This window comes from Nocardia coffeae (assembly GCF_019890715.1).
GTDB classification, from domain to species: domain Bacteria; phylum Actinomycetota; class Actinomycetes; order Mycobacteriales; family Mycobacteriaceae; genus Nocardia; species Nocardia jiangxiensis.
The window spans coordinates 373005-389306 of the sequence record NZ_JAINZY010000002.1; the positions used below are offsets into that span (position 1 = coordinate 373005).

Genomic DNA, 16302 nt, shown 5'->3' on the forward strand with positions numbered 1-16302 from the left:
GAGCGAGGACGCCGTCCTCGCCGATGTGGTAGCGGCGCAGGATGTTCTGGCCGGTCGGTGCCCAGAACCCACAGCGCGTCGCCGCTGGGCGACATCACCGACGACGGTCCTGGGCGTTGTCCCTGTGCCGCAACAGGTACGGGAACGCGCTCCAGCCCCGGCTCGCGTCGAGCCGGGGCTGTGCGGGCAGGAGTCGCCCTAGTGAACGGCCGCGAACATCAGCTGGGTCTCATCGGCCTCCTCCGGGGCGAATTCGGCGGCGATCGTCCCGTTCTTGGCGACCAGGATTCGGTCGGACAGGGCCCGTATCTCGGGCATGTACGAGGAGATGACCACGACTGCCACACCGTCGTCGGCCAGTCCGCGGATCATGGCGTGAATTTCGGGGATGGTACCCAGATCCACGCCGCGGGTGGGTTCGTCGATGATGGCGACCAGAGGTTTGCGGGTCAGCCCCTTGGCGAGGACGACCTTCTGCTGATTGCCGCCACTGAGTTCCTCCAGCGTGGCCCGGTGCGGTTCCAGGGTTCGAACCTGGAACAGCTCGACGAATCGTTGCGCCACAGACTTTTTCACTCCCGGGCGGACCAGGAACGGCAGCCGCGGCGCACTGCACAGATGACCGAGATAGATGTTGTCGGCGATGGTCAGGTGACTGAAGAAGCCCGAGGCCTTGCGATCCTCGGTGATGTAGACGATGCCCGCCTTGCGCGCGTGCCGCGGTGTACGGAATCGCACCTCACGGCCGTTCAGTCTGGTTGTGCCGCCGCGCAATCGGCGCCGCTTCATGATGCCGCTGACTATCATCGCGACCTCGCTGCGGCCGGCGCCGACCAGACCGTAGATGCCCACGATCTCACCGGCGTAGGCGGAGAACGACATATTGCGAACCGCCGGTAGTAATGTCACGTCCTCGACCTCGAGGACCGGCATCGGATCGGGTTCCCGGCCGGGCGCTACGCGGCCCATCTCGACATTGCGCCCCAACATCATTCGCACCACGTCGTCGTGGCTGAACTCGGGTCCGGACAGTGTGCCCTGCACTTCGCCGTCGCGCAGGACGGTGATTCGGTCGGCTTCCTCGAACGCTTCGTCGAGCATGTGGGTGATGAAGATGACGCCGATGCCCTTGCGCTTGAGCTGCTGCATGGACATGAACAGCTGCAGCCGTTCCTCGGGAGTCACCGAGGAGGTCGGCTCGTCGAGGATCACCACCTTCGCGTGGCGGTGAACCGCGCGCGCGATCTCGACCATCTGCTTCCGGCCCACACCCAGCGCGCCCGCCGCCACATCCGGGCGGATGTGAAAGTTGTGCGATTCCAGCAGTTCTCGCGCCACGATGTCGAGGTGCGCGAGGTTGTTGAAGACCTTCTCGTTGCCCATGAACAGGTTCTGCGCCACCGTCATGGTCTCGACCAGCGAACCCTCCTGGTACACCATCGAGATTCCGGCTTCCGCCGAATCCTTCGGCGCGGTGAAGGTGCGCTCGGTGCCGTCCACCTCCAGCGTTCCGCTGTCGTGGGTGACGGCGCCGGAAATGATCTTCACCATCGTGGATTTGCCGGCGCCGTTCTCACCGAGCAGGGCGTGGATCTCACCGGGCCGCACATCGAAATCGACCGCGCGCAGGGCGTAGGTGCCGCCGTAGCGTTTACTCACCTGCGACAGCCGAATCACCGGCTGAGTGGTCTCGTTGTCCGCGTCAGGCATTCGTTTCACCTCGTTCCTTCTCGGCGGCCAGGTGCAGGAGATTGCCGAACCCGTTGGCGGCAGCCACGATTCGGCCGCCGCAGACCGCGACGCCGGTCACGCCGTGCCGCTTGCTGTCGACGCGCGCGTGCGCGCTCTCCACCACCCGTCCGGTCCGGTCGATGCGCAGCACCACCCCGCACGAGCGCGCCGGCGCCCACGGTTTGACCACACCGAGCACGCGCAGCTGACCCATCTGCATGGTGTCGGTGTAGGGGTTGGTGCAGCGCAGTCGCGGCACGAACCAGTCCTCGGGATCGATCCGTGCCACCATCTCCTCGATGACCGCGGGTTCGTCGAGCAACATTTCGGTCACTCGATTGCGGATGTAAGGCGCCGCGACCCACCAGCCGTCACCGGCCGCCGCCAACCGCCCCGGATAGACCGGCAGATTGCGGGCGATCGCACGCGACGAGTGGGCGAGCGAATCCAGCGAGCGCAGTTCGATGCGGTGCTCGAAACTCAGCGACACCAGCACCTCGGTGTCGGAGGCCATCTCGATGCCCGAGGGCCACCCCAGCCCCTGCGCTCGGACCCGTGCCCGCGAGCCGTCCAACCGGACGATGAGGCCGGACCGATCTCCCTGCACCAGCGCCCGAGACCAGTTGCGCGCGTCATGGTTTCGCGAACCGACCGTGGCGATCAGCGCACCGTCGGGAAGGACCGCGAGGTCGGTGACGCACGTGGAGATCACGGGGTCGGTGCACAGTTCGGTCACCGTCCCCGAGACGTCGACGGCGACGAGGCCGGTGCCCTCGACAGCGGCGATCACCACGCTGCCGCGGCGGACGAGCGCACCCACCGGCCCCGGTAGTTCTGCGAGGGTCCGGACCTCGCCGTCGCGCAGCGAGAACAGGGACCTGCCACTGCTGAAAAGGACCGAACCGGATTCGGCGATGACGATGTCGTCGGGTTCGTAGATATCGTTCGGCAGTAACTGCTGCGCCTCGTCCAGTCGCCGGTTGGGCCGCAGCCCGGCATCCATCGGCGGTACGGTGCGGTGCTGTCCCCGGCTCGGATCGATCCATTCGGCGAGGGTGGCGAACGTGCGGTTCATCCGATCACCCCGGCGGGTGCGTGCGTTGTATCCGTAAGTCCCGGAACGTGATTGGGGTCGATGGAGCCGATTTCACTCGGTTGCAGCGGCAGTCGGCCGATGCGGTTGTTGCTGACACCGCACAGGTACAGGTGGCCGGAGTGTTCCTTGACCGAGGTCACCATCGGGTAGTTCGCCATCGTCTCGTCCCACAGCACCTGAAGGATCCGTCCGCGATCGTCGAACTTGATCACGCACGACATGTTCAGCTGCGGAACGACCCAGTTGTCCAGCGACACTTCGCGAGTCATGCGCCGTCGCACGCCGGGATATTCGCGCAGCAGATCCGACATCGGGGTCCGCATCGCGCACAGCGGCAGCCAGTAGTTGCCGTCCGAGGACCGGTTCAGATTGTCCGGGTAACCGGGCAGGTTCTCCAGAACCGGTTCGAGCTGACCCTGTTTCGGCCCGGCGATCCACAACCGATCCACCCGGCACAGTCCGGTGCTGACGATCAGGATCGACTGTCCGTCGTGGGAGGTGCAGATTCCGTTGGGGAACACGTGGTTGGAGACGACCACCTCGGTGCTGCCGTCGGGGTCGACGCGCACGACGCGTCCGTTGGCCCGGAATTCCACCAGCTCGACCAGGAAGTCGGCGGTGTTGTTGCGGGTGGAGAAGTCCGAGGCGTAGATCGACCCGTCGGGGGCGACATCGAGGTCGTCGATGGCGCGCAGCCCGGAGTCGTCCAGCAGGGAGAACGGGCTGCGTTTGACCTTGTTGGCCAGCAGTTCCGATTCCCCGTCCGGCGAGACCCGGTAGATGCCCATTCCGCCGACCGCGACCACCAGCTGCCCGTCGCGGTCGAAGACATGTCCGCAGGGGAAACCGCCGGTGCGCGAGAAGATCTCACCTTCGGTGCGGTCGGGAGCGAACTTCCACACCCAGCCGCGCTGATCACCGCAGAACACATTGCCGTCGTCGTCGACTGCACAGTCCTCGGCACCGCGGATCTGCCCCAGACCGATCGGCGGCGCGTCGGTCAGGCGGCTGTTGAGATTCCAGATACTGCCGGGCGCGGTGATATCGGCGAGCGGCGGCAGAACCAGTTTCGCCGGGTCGATCTTGAGCTTGTCGACCGTGCGCTGACGATATTTGCCCCATTTGAGATCGAGGACCGTGAACAACAGCAGCACGGCCGCGAGGATCACCGTGTAATAGGACCCCTGGGCGCCCTCGGCGATGGTGGCCTGCTGGATGATCGCCACGACGAGCACACCGACCGTCGCCCGCAGCACCGAACCGCGACCGCCTTTGAGGCTCACCCCGCCGAGTACCACCGCGGTCAGCGCGATGATCTCCCAGCCGTTTCCGACGTTGGGATCGGTGCGCCCGAGCCGGGCAGCGGTGAGCAGGCCGGAAAGGCCCGCGAGCGCCCCGGAGATCACATAGACCCAGAAGGTGGTGGCGACGACCGGAATGCCGTTGCGGCGCGCGGAACGTCGATCCGAGCCGACCGCGGTGACCCACCAGCCCCAGCGGGAGCGCGTCAGTCCGAGGTGGACGACGATCAGCACCACGAGGAAGATGAACCACTCCGTCGGAATTCCCGCGATCTTGCCGAAACTCAGGAAATCCCAGATGATGTCGGGCTTGGCGATGCCGATCTTCGTGCTGTACGCGCTCTGCAGTGCGGAGGCCGCGCCGCCGAAGGCGATCAGCGTCACCAGGGTGGTGATGAACGGCCGCATCTTCAGACGGGCGATGAGGAAGCCGTTGATCGCGCCGAGCGCGGCCCCGATCACGACCGCCGCGGGCACCACGAGCAGCATCGGCCAGTTCCACACCCGGTCGGCGACCATCGCGCCGAGTGAGGCGACCCCGACGACGGAACCGACCGACAGATCGATGCCGCCGCCGACCAATACCACCGTCAAACCGATTGCGAGCAGGCCGTATTCGGTCGCCTGGTCGAGGATGAGGGGTGTGTTGTCGGCGCCGACCCGGGTGGTGGACAGCACGACGGCGCAGAGGATCAGCGCCAGTCCGAGGGGGACCGCGCCCTCCATCCAGCGTTTCTCGAACAGCTCCGAGAGCGTGCGGTAGCGCGCGATGCGGTCGGACCATCTACCGCCGGTGAGCGGGAAGGAGTCCACGCCTCGAGACAGGTAGGTTATCCCCAGCCGCCCGCGCGTCAACGTCCTGGAAGACGTTGCGGGCGGCGGGGTTTCGACGAGTGGGTTCGCGGTCATGCTTACTGGCCCTTGTAGCAGGCGATGGAGACGGCGTCGACATTCGACTTGTCGACCATCGCGTCGGCGACGAAGGAGACGGTGTGATTGCCACCAGGTTTGACGCCGGACTGGATCAGCTGCTGGGCGGCGACCGCCGCAGCCTCACCGATGCCCTGCACGTCGTAGGCGACCGAGGCGGTGACCAGGCCCTGCTTCAGGGCATCACACCAGCTCTTGTCGGCGTCGAAGGTGTAGGTGCCCACCGAACCCGGCGTCACCTGGCCGCGGCCGACCGCATTGGCGACGGTCTGGCCGACGGTGACCGCGTTGACGTCGTAGGTCACCAGGAAACCGCACAGTTTGCCCTGCGACTGCTGGAGCATCGACTCCGCCGCCTGCTGCGCGACCGCGTTCTGGAACTGCGAATGAGCGACGTTCACTGTGTATCCCAGCGGATCGAGCACCTCGTGGATGCCCCGGTCCCATTGGATCGACGCCGGGTCGTTGCCGGGGCCGTCGATCACCGCGACCTGTTTCGGTGCGTTGCGGCGACCGCAATCATCGGCCGCGCGTTGCGCGATCGTGCGGGCAGCGTGCGCGACGTCGACACCTATGAACGCGTCCCCGAGCCGGGTCGACATCATATTCAGCACCACGGTGTAGATACCGGCGCGCTCGGCGGACTGAATCGCGCTGTCCAGCAGGCCCAAATCCTGATTCTGCAGTACGAGCACATCGGCCGCCTTGCGGGCGATCAGGTCGTTGATCGTGCTGATCATCCGGTCGCTGGAGAAATTGGAGTCGTAGACCTGGAAGTCGGCGCCGAGATTGCCGAACGCCCGCTGCATCGTCGAACCCCAGTTCTCGGTCAGCGCATAGCCTTTGTAGAGAATCGGGACGAAGGCGATCCTCTTGCCCTTCATCACGTCGTGGGCCTTCTGCACCGCGGCGTTCATCTCGACATTCGCGCCGAAGGCATGTTCGCCCGATGCGGCTGCGCCGGAACCGGAGCCGCCCTGGACCGAACATCCGGCGATGGCGAACGCCGCCAGGGCGGCCATCACCAGGGCGGGTATCTTCTTACGGTTCATCGTCGAACCCTTCTGCTGTGTGAGTTGTCGTGGATAGGGAAAACACTTGTGGGGGAGGGCATTACAATTCGCCCGACTTCTCGGTCTCGACGTTGCGCGGATGCAGCCAGGCGTCGAAGGCGATCGCGGCGATCAGCACCGCGCCGCGGATCAGGTCCTGCACGGCGGTGGTCAGCCCGTGCAGGACCAGCAGGTTGTCGAGGACACCGACGAACAGCGAACCCGCGAGCACGCCGAGGATCGTGCCGCGACCGCCCGACAGCGACACACCGCCGATCACGGCAACGGTCAAGGCGGTGAACAGGATCGGATCGAACGAGCTCACCGTGGTCTGCACGCTGCCCTGAATCGACACCGTCACGTATCCGGCCAGTACCGCGAGCAGAGCGGCGATCACATACGTGAGTACCTGCAGCGGACGCACCGGTGCGCCGGTGGCGCGGGCGGTATCGAAGTTGTCGCCCATGGCGCGGATCAGGCGGCCCGGCGAGGTGTAGGAGATGAACAGCCATGCCAGGACGAATATCGCGGCGGCCACGAGCACCGGACGCGGAATGCCCAGTACCGAGCCGTTGCTCAATGCCGCGATCGATGATCCGCCCGGCACGTTGTAGACGTTCTGGCTCAGGAACAGGATGTCCACCCCGCCGATGGCGAGCATCCCGGTCGCCAGCGTCGCGAACAGTGCCGGCACCTCGAAGTATGCGATCAGCACGCCGTTCACCACGCCGATGAGCAGTGCCAGCCCGGCCATCAGGAGGATCGCTCGGCCCTCGGGCATACCGCGATTCATGAACGCCAGCGTCGCCTGCGCCGATCCCAGTCCGATTCCGGCGACCGAGAGGTCGATCCCCTTGCCGAGGATGACAACGGCCTCACCGACGGCCAGGATTCCGAAGGCCGCCGACAGGCTCGCGATGCTGGTGAAGTTGTTCAGCGACAGGAAGTTCGGAGTTGCCGGCCCGCCCACGAGGCAGACCAGCACGGCGATGCCGAGCACCAGATAGCCCTGTTCGACCCGCGCGATCCGGGCCCGGGGCGGGAGGTGTACGCGAATGTCCGGGGTGGCCGTGGTCATCGTCGACCACGTCCGTCGCTGTTGTGTGATGGATCCATCGCCGCTCCTCGTCAGTCATGTGATGTGGCTGACAACTGTGTCGCAGTGCACAAAGCGGCGGCATCCGACGCCGGTCGGATTCGACTAGGACGTTCGGATGATCGGCCGGCGATGGCTGCGGGATCACTGGATCCGTCGCAGGCGGCAAGGGCTGGGGCGGACCTGATCGGTCGCCGGAGGTGAATTCGGGTCCGCGCCACCGGGTTACATATGTCGCTATTGATAGTGCCGTTATTTGACGGTACATTGAACGCGTCACGCCCCGGGTGGGTGTTCGGTCGGAACCGTTGTGTGTACGGGCCTCGGCGGGGCGTGGCATCCATGACTGCTCTAGTCCGAAGGTCGTCTGCTCGTGGCCGTGTTCACTCTTGGATTCGTCTTCCTGTTCATCCTGATCGCCGGCGGACTACGGTCCGTCGAGGTCGGCTGCCAGAACACGCAGAAGCTGTATGTGCGCGATATCTGGCTGTGTGCGGTGATCTCGTATGCCGTTGCGCTGACCGGATTCTCGATCTTCCTGCTGATCTCGGTGCTGGTGTCGAAAACGCCCTGGCCCAGCATCGCCGACCTACGACATCTGCCGTGGTGGGCGCCGTTCGGGGGGCTGGTCGGCGGGGTGGCGGTGGTCGGCATGATCACCGTGGCGCGGTATGTCGGTGTCGCGACGTTCAACGCGGTGGTGATCGTGAGCGAGATGCTCGTCGCGCTGGTCATGGACGATCTGGGGCTCATGGGGTTCGCCGTCCGGCACGCCACCCCGCCTCGCCTGGTGGCCGCGGGGCTGATCTGCGCGGCGGTTTATCTCATGGCGAAGGACTCCGCACCGGCCGACTCGGCCATTTCCCCTGTGAGCGAAAGGGTTTCCCGATGACCACCACTGCCCCGGTCGCTGCCCGCCCCGCGCTGCCGCGCTCGATGATGGCGTTGGTCTTCGCGTTCATGCTGATCGGCGGCGCACTGCGCTCGGTCGAGGCGGGCTGCCAGAACTCGATGAAGCTGGCGCTGAAGAACGTCTGGCTGTGCGGGGTGATCTCGTATGCCGTCGCGCTCACGGGTGTGGGCCTGATACTTGTTGTGTCGCTGCTGTTTTCCTCGCGTGCGTCGCGGCGCTGGCCGACGCGGGCGGATCTGGCGGCGATGCCCAAGTGGGCGCCGTTCGGCGGGCTCACCGGTGGCGCGGCGATCTTCGCGATGATCACCGTCGCCTCCAGTGTCGGGGTCAGCACGTTCAATGCCGTGATCATCGCCGGGCAGATGTTCCTGGCCACGGCGATGGATCACTTCGGCGTGATGGGCTTTCCGCGTCGGCGGATCAATCCGCAGCGGGTGGCAGCGTGCGCGCTGATCATCGCCGGGTCGTATCTGATGGCCAAGTACTGAACCTGGCGAAGGTTCACGACCGTCCGGTGTCCGGGATCGCGCATCCGCAGCTTTCGCCGATGGCCAGCTCGATCTCGATCGGCGGGAGTGGGGTGTCGGCGGCGCGTGCGGGGGTGTCCAGGACGCGTGAGAGGGCCGCGCGGGCGATGGTGGCGATGGGTTGCTGGACGCTGGTCAGGGTGAGCTGGGTATATGCGCTCGCGGGGTCGGCGTCGTAACCGACCACCGAGATGTCCTGCGGGATACGCAGACCCGCGTCGGTCACCGCACGCACGGTCGCCGCGGCCTGGCCGTAGGTGCCCACGACCAGGGCGTCGGGCGGCGGTCCGGCGGCGAGATGACGGCTCACCGCGCGGTAGGCGCCCGACGGGGTGAGATCGGTGGGGAGGTGCCGTGCGGCGCTCTCGCCGACGACCGAGACGTATCCGGCGTATCGCTGTGCGACGGTCTCGCGGTCGCCGTGCTCGACCTCCGCGGCGGTGAAACCGCCCACGAATGCGATGTTCTCGCGATGGTGCGCCTCCACCAGATGTGCGGTCGCCAGCCTGCCCGAGTCGACGTGATCGGCCCCGACCACCTGTGACTCGACGTGGTCGCGGTTGTTGTGCACCCACACGATCGGGATGCGCGACTGGCGGCACAACTCGGCGGTGGCCCTGCCGTTCGCGCCGCCGACCACGACGAGTCCGTCGATACCGGAATCGGCGAAGGCTCCGGCGAATTCGATCTCCCGTTCCGGGTCGTATCCGGTGTTGCCGAGGAGGGTGAGGTGGTCGCGTGCGCGGGCCTGGATCTCGATCTGGCCGACCAGGGTGCCGAACAGCGGCAGACGCACGTCGGGCACCAGCAGCCCGAGGTGCCGCCAGCGGCGCACCCGGCGGAGCGCCCGCGCGGCGTGGTCGGGGCGGTAGTCCAGCTCGTCGAGCGCGCGAAGGACCTTGGCGCGCAAGCGGTCCGACACCGGTCGCGGGCCGTCGTTGAGTACATAGCTGACCACCGCCGTGGAGGTGCCCGCGCGTTGGGCCACATCGGCGAGGGTCGCACGTTTGGCAGTCACATCCGCTCCAATGTCCTCGCCCGCGTCGCATCGGGCCATGCTTGAAATCGTTCTGATTCTTACAGTCTCAGCGCATATAACGTGCTGCGCAAATCGATTAGATTCGTAACATCCGTGATCCGGACGCTTAACAACCGACTGATGGAGTGAACTGCATGGCCTTCGTACGACTCACCGGCGTCACCTATCACGACCCGGACTCGGCTCATGACAGTTACATCCTGTTCACCGGCGCCGATTCGATCACCCGCCTGATCGATACCAGCGGCGCGGTCCGGCACGAGTGGCCCTTCGCGGGCGTGCCGCCGCGCATCATCGATCCGGCGCTGACAGGCGGGCGGCTCGGCGAGGTCGGGCTGCGGTTGTCGTTCAGCGGCGATCCGCGCGGCGGCATCTACGCGAACGGCACTGTGGGACAGCTGAACTGGTCCGGCGAGCCGGTCTGGGAATGGGGTACCCAGGCCCCGGGCGGCGCGGCGCGGCAGAACCACGACTGGGAACTACTGCCCAACGGGAACCGGCTGCTGCTGGTGACCATTCCGCGCGTGGTACCCGAGCTGGGGCCGCATCCGGTCGGCGATCAAGGGCTCTACGAGGTCGATCCGGACGGTGCGATCGTGTGGGAGTGGCGCGTGGGCGACCACCTGGCCGAACTGGGGTTCTCCGAGTCGGGCTGGGATGCGTTGCGCGAGACCGTTGCTCGCGATCCGGACGATCCCTGGGGCTATCTGGAGATCAACAGCGCCAAGTCGCTCGGACCCAACCGCTGGCATCGCGCCGATCCGAACGGCGTGTTCCATCCGGACAACATCCTGATCAGCTCTCGCAAGGCGAATATCATCGCGCTGATCGACAAGGTGACCACATCGATTGTCTGGCAGGTGGGTCCGTACTTCGACGCGGCACCGGGCGCGCAACATCAGCGCATCAACGCGCACAAGGTGCCGCGTGCGCTCGATCAGATCTCCGGACAGCACAATCCGCATCTGATCGCCGACGGACTGCCCGGCGCGGGCAATATCCTCGTCTTCGACAATCAGGGCGGAGCCGGGTATCCGCCTGCGCCCCTGGGCATCTACGCCGGATCGCGGGTGCTCGAGATCGATCCGGTCACCGAGCAGATCGTCTGGCAGTACACCGCCGAGGACTCCGGGCTGCCGTCGTGGACGTTCTTCAGCTCCTTCGTCGGCAACGCCCAGCGCCTGCCCAACGGCAACACGCTGATCACCGAGGGGATGCAGGGCCGGATCTTCCAGGTCACTCCCGAAGGACGCGTGGTGTGGGAGTACGTGTCGCCTTACGAGGGACTCGGTGTGGGTGGTGAGCCCGAGGTGGGCGAGCCGCGCGTGCCGGGCGTGGATCGTCTCACCTCGACGCCGATGGTCTACCGCGCCCAGGCCGTGCCTTTCGATTGGGTGCCGCTCGGCGCGCCCGAAACCGCGCCCGTCGCAGTCGATCTGCGCACCACCGCGCATTCGAGCGCATAGCAGAGAGTTCGGAGCAGATGACATCGAGCCTGCACATCAGGGCCGGGCATGCGGACCCGGCGACGACGAACTTCGCGCCCGACCGGGCGCGGGGGTGGCGGAAACTGCCTGGACTACTCGGCCGACGTTGGCGTGTGGCCGGGGGAACGATCGCCGGAATCGTCTTGGCGGCGCTGCTGTGGTCCGTGGTGGCCGCCACCGGAGTCTTTCCGCGCCAACTGTTTCCGGCCGTGCCGCAGATCCTCCGCGCGGGGCGCGGGCTGTACACCGATGGACTCCTGCTACCCGATCTGGGGGCGAGCCTGGGCCGGGCGATGCTCGGGCTGGTGGTCGGCGGCATCGTCGGGATCGGAGCGGCGATCCTCACCGCGAACACCGGCGCGGGCCGTCGGTTGCTGCAGCCGGTGCTGCGGCTGCTGGCGCCGGTGCCCACGATCGGCCTGGTCCCGCTGGCGATTCTGTGGTTCGGGCTCGGTGAGAACAGCAAGATTCTGGTCATCGCGCTCGGTGTGTTCGTGCCGGTCTGGATGAACAGTCACTCCGGATTCTCCGGTACCCCGCCGGACTATCTGCAAGCCGCGCGATGCCTGGGCGCGGGGCGGCGGCAGACGCTCACCCGGATCGTGATCCCCGAGGCGATACCCGATGTGGTCGCTGGGGTAAGAGTCGGCGCGGCAATGGCTTTCGTGCTGATCGTGGTGGCCGAGATGACCGGAACCACCGCCGGAATCGGCTATCGGATCTATCAGGCGCAGCTGTATTCGCAGGCGGATCGGCTGATCTTCTGCCTGATCGTGCTCGGAATACTCGGCGCGCTCTGCGATCTGGTGATCGTCGCGATCACCGCGCCGGTGCTGCGCTGGGCCAAGGAGGTGCGCTGAAATGGCTATCGCGACAAGGGATCTGGTCCTGCAGTTCCCGGGAAATCCACATCCGACCCTACGGGGTATCGATCTGGCGGTGCCCGACGGCGCGTTCACCGTGCTGGTCGGCGCGTCCGGGAGCGGGAAATCGACACTGCTGCACTGTCTTGCCGGGCTGATCGCGCCCACCTCGGGCACGGTCACCGACGACGGTGAGCCGGTGCTGGCCCCCGATCCGCGCCGGGGCGTCGCCTTCCAGCGCGACGTGTTGTTCCCGTGGATGAGCGTCGCGGGCAATATCGAATTCGCCTTGCGGGCAAGGCGATTCCCCGCCGGGCAGCGTCGCGAGCGGATCGAGGAACTGCTCGAACTGGTGGGTCTGCCCGCCGACATCGCCGGGAAACGGCCCAATCAACTCTCCGGCGGCATGCGCCAGCGGGTGGGCCTGGCCCGGATGCTGGCCGGTGAACCCGACATCATGCTGATGGACGAGCCGTTCGCCGCGCTCGATGCCCTGACCCGGCTCAATATGCAGGATCTGCTGATCGATCTGTGGACCCGGCTGCGGCGCACGATCGTCTTCGTCACACACGACGTGGACGAGGCGATCCGGTTGTCCGACACGATCAGCGTGCTGCACGCCGGGCGCATCACGAACCGGATCACCAACCCGCTCGATCGGCCCCGCCCCGCGGACACCCTCGCCGACCAACCCGGATACAGCGAGCTGCGCCGCACGCTGCACCACGAACTCGGGATCGATCGCGATCACGAAACCATCTCTCCCGCAACTACTTCGACGTCACGCTGAATTACGAAGGCAAGAACATGACATCGCGTACTCTTCGGCCGATCACCGTGGTCGCCGCACTCCTGGCCCTGCTCGGATCCCTGGTCGCCTGCACCGGCACCGGTGATTCCGATCCCAAGACCCTCACGGTCGGCTTCGTCGTGGATCCCTCGTGGGCGCAGATACCCGTCGCCGAGCAGAGCGGCTACTTCGCCAAGCGCGGGGTGAAGGTGAAGGTGGTCGACTTCGCCACCGGTGTAGAGGCGCTGCAGGCGCTGGCCGCCCACCAAGTCGACGTCACCACCGCCGCCGATGTGCCCACCGCCGCGGCGCTGACCCGCACGCCGACCCTGCGCATCATCGGTGACGGCTCGCGGTGGCAGGGCTCGCGGATCGTCGCCCGTCGTAGCGCCGGAATCAGCTCCGTGAACGACCTGTCCGGGAAATCGATCGGCACCCCGCTGGGTACCAGTGCGGCCTACTTCGCTTCGAATGCGTTGTCGCACAGCAATGTCGATGCGAAACTAGTCCAGGTCGCGCCGCCCGCGGCGGTCACCGCCGCGACGCAGCGCAACGTCGACGCGATCGCCATCTTCCAGCCCTACCAGGCCCAGGTCGAACAGGCCCTCGGCAGTGACGCGGTCGAACTGGCCGGTGGAACCTACGATCAGCACAGCCTCTACCTGGCCACCGATACGGCGGTATCCGGCAAGTCCGCCGCACTGTCCGGCTTCCTCGCCGCCCTGAACGACGCGAGCGCCCAACTCACCACCCGCGCCGCCCCGGCGATCTCGGCCGTCGCCGCCGCCACTCAACTCCCCGCGGACCTGCTCACCCGCATCCTCCCGGAGTTCGACTACACCATCCAGCTCCCCGCAGACCTCCCCGGAGCCCTTGCCGCCCAGGCGAACTGGGCGAAATTGCAAGGGGCGGTCGATCGCTCGGTCACCCTCCCGGACTACGCGAGTTTCGTTGATCGTGACTTCCTGCCGAAGGCCGGATAGTCGACCGGGGGTTCCCGGTTCATGGTCGACGCTGGTGGGCTTGCTACAGGCTCGTAGCCGACGCTGCCGCCCGGAAAGCTCAGTTCTCCGGGTCGTACTCGGCGTACCGAGGAGTGAATGGGGTTGTGATCATCAGTTCGTGAGCGGCCAGGTCCAGAGCCTCGAGCGCCTGGTGCTCCGGACCGAGGTAGGCGTTGGCCTCCTCGGCGATCGCCTGTAGCCGGTCGCAGAAGTCCCTAGCCACGTCTCCAGGCATCGTTCCAGGAAACTCCGGGGGGCTCTCCGGGTCTATCGGGAATTTGACTGGCTCGGGAGTCGTCATCGCGGGTTCCTTGGAAACGTGGGTCACGTGGAGGCGGGTACTTCCACACTGCCCGAGTGGTCTTCGAAACGGAACTGGTGACCTTGGATCGTTCCGCGGATGGCTACCGCCAACCGCCAGGTACCGGCGTAACACGCGGTAGACACCTCGTAGCGGCGTCCGCCCGACTTGAAGGTCGGTGGAACGGCGTTGTCGGTCTTCACGGATGCGACTACCCAGCGTCCACCCTGTTCGTACTCCAGGGCCAATTGCACTCGATGCGAGTCGGGCGGGGCATCACACCCGGCCAGACCTCCGCCGGTTATCTGCGGAGAGCGTACGTCCGGATGATTCGCAGGGAATATGAAGTCACAATCGTTGACCGCGTGTTTGAGCGCGTCCCGAAACCGAACGATTACCTCGACTGGCAACGGCTCTGCCTTAGCTCCGGTAGCCATCTCCGGAGGCATATACGTTCCGGGCTCGCTGCGTGTCGGCCAGGGCTGTGCGATCTCCGATCGCTGGCCGTGATCAATCACTGGTCCTCACCCCTACGCGGCCAGAGCAGCAAGGCGAAGAACGCCGCCAACGGCACCCCGAAGGCCAGACACAGCCCCATCACTGGTGAGTCCGATCGGAGAGCGGCTCTCCGGAGGGAACTCCGTTCCCGATGAGTTCCGTCTCGCTGTTGACCAGCCTGAGCCTCTGCATCCCCTCCTCGGTGCCGAACGCCCGAGCGTCGTTCCCCGACTGTCGGGGGTGGTGCTCCAGATACACCCCTACGCCTGGTTCGTCTTCGGGGGACTCCTCTACCTCGAACACGCCACCGGGAAACGTGTAAAGCCTTGTGCCCCTGCGTTGTCTGTCTCCGTCTGCGCTCATCTCGACCCCTGTAGTCGGCCAGTGGAAAGCAACCCGGGACCGGGGCCTCTCTCACCAGCCCCGGGTGCTGATTCGAAGCTACGAAGACGAAACCAAGCGCGTCTATGTGTATGCCGAACTATGCTGAAACTAGCTTTTACCCTGGATCTTTGCCTGGCCTGTAGGCATCCTGGGTACTGGTGTGAGCATAGTTGCGCCTAACTCGAATGAGAGGCCAGATCATGCGGTTAAGGTTCCTGGGCAAAGGCGGATCGGGTGACGGAGACTGCCCGACGTTGTACGCCACCGACCTGGACACCTACCTTGTGCAAGGTTGGGAGACGAACACTGTTGGCACTGTAGAGATTCCGCATCTACTGACCGGGTTCGCCGCCGAACCGGACACGTTCATCGGTGCGGACCTGGACGACACCGGCCGGGGGACGTTCCGGCTCACTGGTCGACCGGTGACCGAACCAGACGTACTAGCCCAACTCACCTTGGCGGACGATGAAACCGCTATCGAGGTTCCGAAGAAACGGAGGACTTACTACGGTGGAGTTGATTAAGACTACGCCTTGGCCTGAACTGTTCCGGCACACTCGGAAATCGGCTTTTCACCTCGAAGTCAGAGACTCTTACGCCGTTCCGAGCGAATCGGAGCCCTTACGGCGGTTTCTTGCCGGAGAGCCAGCGCAAGAGTATGGCAAGCGTGCCTGGAACGAACTGATAGAAGAAACTACCGCGCGGGGCGTATCTGTCAGCCGGGTACGTGTTGTGACGATTCCACATAGTGACTATCACCGGTGGTTGCTGTCGATAACCGGGAGCAACGTAGATGCCGGGGAAGACATTCGGTATCTGCCTAGGCATCTAGTCGATTTATCGGAGGTGCCGACGGACGATTTCTGGATATTCGACAGCCAGAAGGTTGCATTCAATCTGGTTGATCATTCCGGTAAGCCTGCCGGTGCGGCTGTGACAACAGATCCTCGAATCACCGAATCGTGTACTGCGGTTCAAGCCCGGTTGTGGCGGCAGTCGATTCCGTACCGAGAATACATTGCGTCGTCGGTGAACTCCGCATCGTGACAAATTCAGTTCAACAACAGCAAGAGGCGCTTGGGGCGCGGCTCAGGGAGTTGCGCCTCAGTGCTGGACTCAGCGGAAGCGAGCTAGCCCGTAGGGCTGGCTGGCATCAAACCCGAGTTCCGAAAATCGAATACGGTAAGACCAAGCCGACCGAGCAGGATATAAGGCTGTGGTGTGAACTCACAGGCACGCAGGACCAAGTATCCGACTTGATCGCTACGGCGAGAAACATAGCGTCCG

The 16302-nt window shown here is 65.5% G+C and carries 16 protein-coding genes and 1 pseudogene; 9 read left to right on the plus strand and 8 right to left on the minus strand.

Annotated features, from left to right (window positions below; all coding sequences use genetic code 11):
• Positions 1-198: 198 nt before the first annotated feature.
• The 5 genes from K7711_RS10810 to K7711_RS10830 all read right to left on the minus strand — a co-directional run bounded on the left by K7711_RS10810 (position 199) and on the right by K7711_RS10830 (position 7188).
• Positions 199-1710, minus strand: a complete 1512-nt coding sequence (locus tag K7711_RS10810; RefSeq protein WP_222967779.1) for a sugar ABC transporter ATP-binding protein — start codon at positions 1708-1710, stop codon at positions 199-201.
• A complete protein-coding gene (locus tag K7711_RS10815) occupies positions 1703-2806 on the minus strand; it encodes an NHL repeat-containing protein (RefSeq protein WP_222967781.1) in 1104 nt (367 codons plus the stop codon). The genes K7711_RS10810 and K7711_RS10815 overlap by 8 nt, the downstream gene beginning before the upstream one ends.
• Entirely contained in the window at positions 2803-5037 is a 2235-nt protein-coding gene (locus K7711_RS10820) for an ABC transporter permease (RefSeq protein WP_222967783.1), read from the minus strand. The genes K7711_RS10815 and K7711_RS10820 overlap by 4 nt, the downstream gene beginning before the upstream one ends.
• 2 nt (positions 5038-5039) lie before the next feature.
• The gene (locus tag K7711_RS10825) at positions 5040-6110 is read right to left on the minus strand and encodes a sugar ABC transporter substrate-binding protein (protein ID WP_222967785.1); all 1071 of its coding nucleotides are present in this window, start codon (positions 6108-6110) and stop codon (positions 5040-5042) included.
• A gap of 61 nt (positions 6111-6171) precedes the next feature.
• Positions 6172-7188: an ABC transporter permease gene (locus K7711_RS10830; RefSeq protein ID WP_222967787.1), complete on the minus strand. Its 1017-nt coding sequence runs from the start codon at positions 7186-7188 to the stop codon at positions 6172-6174.
• A gap of 397 nt (positions 7189-7585) precedes the next feature.
• Between K7711_RS10830 and K7711_RS10835 the strand changes: the two genes are divergently transcribed.
• Both K7711_RS10835 and K7711_RS10840 read left to right on the plus strand, forming a co-directional pair.
• On the plus strand, positions 7586-8098 hold the full coding sequence (locus K7711_RS10835; protein WP_222967789.1) for a DMT family transporter: 513 nt from the start codon (positions 7586-7588) through the stop codon (positions 8096-8098).
• Complete coding sequence (locus K7711_RS10840) at positions 8095-8607, plus strand: DMT family transporter (RefSeq protein WP_222967791.1); 513 nt, start codon at positions 8095-8097, stop codon at positions 8605-8607. The genes K7711_RS10835 and K7711_RS10840 overlap by 4 nt, the downstream gene beginning before the upstream one ends.
• A 13-nt stretch (positions 8608-8620) precedes the next feature.
• Here K7711_RS10840 and K7711_RS10845 read toward each other — a convergent pair whose 3' ends face one another.
• Positions 8621-9664: a LacI family DNA-binding transcriptional regulator gene (locus tag K7711_RS10845; RefSeq protein ID WP_308014629.1), complete on the minus strand. Its 1044-nt coding sequence runs from the start codon at positions 9662-9664 to the stop codon at positions 8621-8623.
• Positions 9665-9819: 155 nt separating this feature from the next.
• Here K7711_RS10845 and K7711_RS10850 point away from each other — a divergent pair, with 155 nt between their 5' ends.
• The 4 genes from K7711_RS10850 to K7711_RS10865 are packed head-to-tail and all read left to right on the plus strand — an operon-like array spanning position 9820 to position 13808.
• Positions 9820-11151, plus strand: a complete 1332-nt coding sequence (locus K7711_RS10850) for an arylsulfotransferase family protein (RefSeq protein WP_222967793.1) — start codon at positions 9820-9822, stop codon at positions 11149-11151.
• 17 nt (positions 11152-11168) lie between these two features.
• On the plus strand, positions 11169-12032 hold the full coding sequence (locus tag K7711_RS10855) for an ABC transporter permease (RefSeq protein ID WP_222967795.1): 864 nt from the start codon (positions 11169-11171) through the stop codon (positions 12030-12032).
• Position 12033: 1 nt separating this feature from the next.
• Positions 12034-12825 (plus strand): ABC transporter ATP-binding protein, encoded by a 792-nt coding sequence (locus K7711_RS10860; protein WP_222967797.1) that lies wholly within the window; start codon positions 12034-12036, stop codon positions 12823-12825.
• Between the two features lie 17 nt (positions 12826-12842).
• Positions 12843-13808, plus strand: a complete 966-nt coding sequence (locus K7711_RS10865) for an ABC transporter substrate-binding protein (protein ID WP_222967805.1) — start codon at positions 12843-12845, stop codon at positions 13806-13808.
• A gap of 79 nt (positions 13809-13887) precedes the next feature.
• On the opposite strand, the gene K7711_RS10870 is transcribed toward K7711_RS10865, so the two are convergent.
• On the minus strand, positions 13888-14130 hold the full coding sequence (locus K7711_RS10870; RefSeq protein WP_222967807.1) for a hypothetical protein: 243 nt from the start codon (positions 14128-14130) through the stop codon (positions 13888-13890).
• A gap of 597 nt (positions 14131-14727) precedes the next feature.
• Entirely contained in the window at positions 14728-14991 is a 264-nt protein-coding gene (locus K7711_RS10875; protein ID WP_222967809.1) for a hypothetical protein, read from the minus strand.
• Positions 14992-15197: 206 nt separating this feature from the next.
• Here K7711_RS10875 and K7711_RS10880 point away from each other — a divergent pair, with 206 nt between their 5' ends.
• The 3 genes and pseudogenes from K7711_RS10880 to K7711_RS48385 form a co-directional block, all read left to right on the plus strand.
• Positions 15198-15539 (plus strand): hypothetical protein, encoded by a 342-nt coding sequence (locus tag K7711_RS10880; protein WP_235747002.1) that lies wholly within the window; start codon positions 15198-15200, stop codon positions 15537-15539.
• On the plus strand, positions 15481-16062 hold the full coding sequence (locus K7711_RS49275; protein ID WP_372460122.1) for a DUF6879 family protein: 582 nt from the start codon (positions 15481-15483) through the stop codon (positions 16060-16062). Before K7711_RS10880 ends, K7711_RS49275 begins: the two co-directional genes overlap by 59 nt.
• Positions 16059-16250, plus strand: a pseudogene (locus tag K7711_RS48385) (helix-turn-helix domain-containing protein); the annotation flags it as partial. The gene K7711_RS49275 and the pseudogene K7711_RS48385, both read left to right, overlap by 4 nt.
• Positions 16251-16302: the final 52 nt, after the last annotated feature.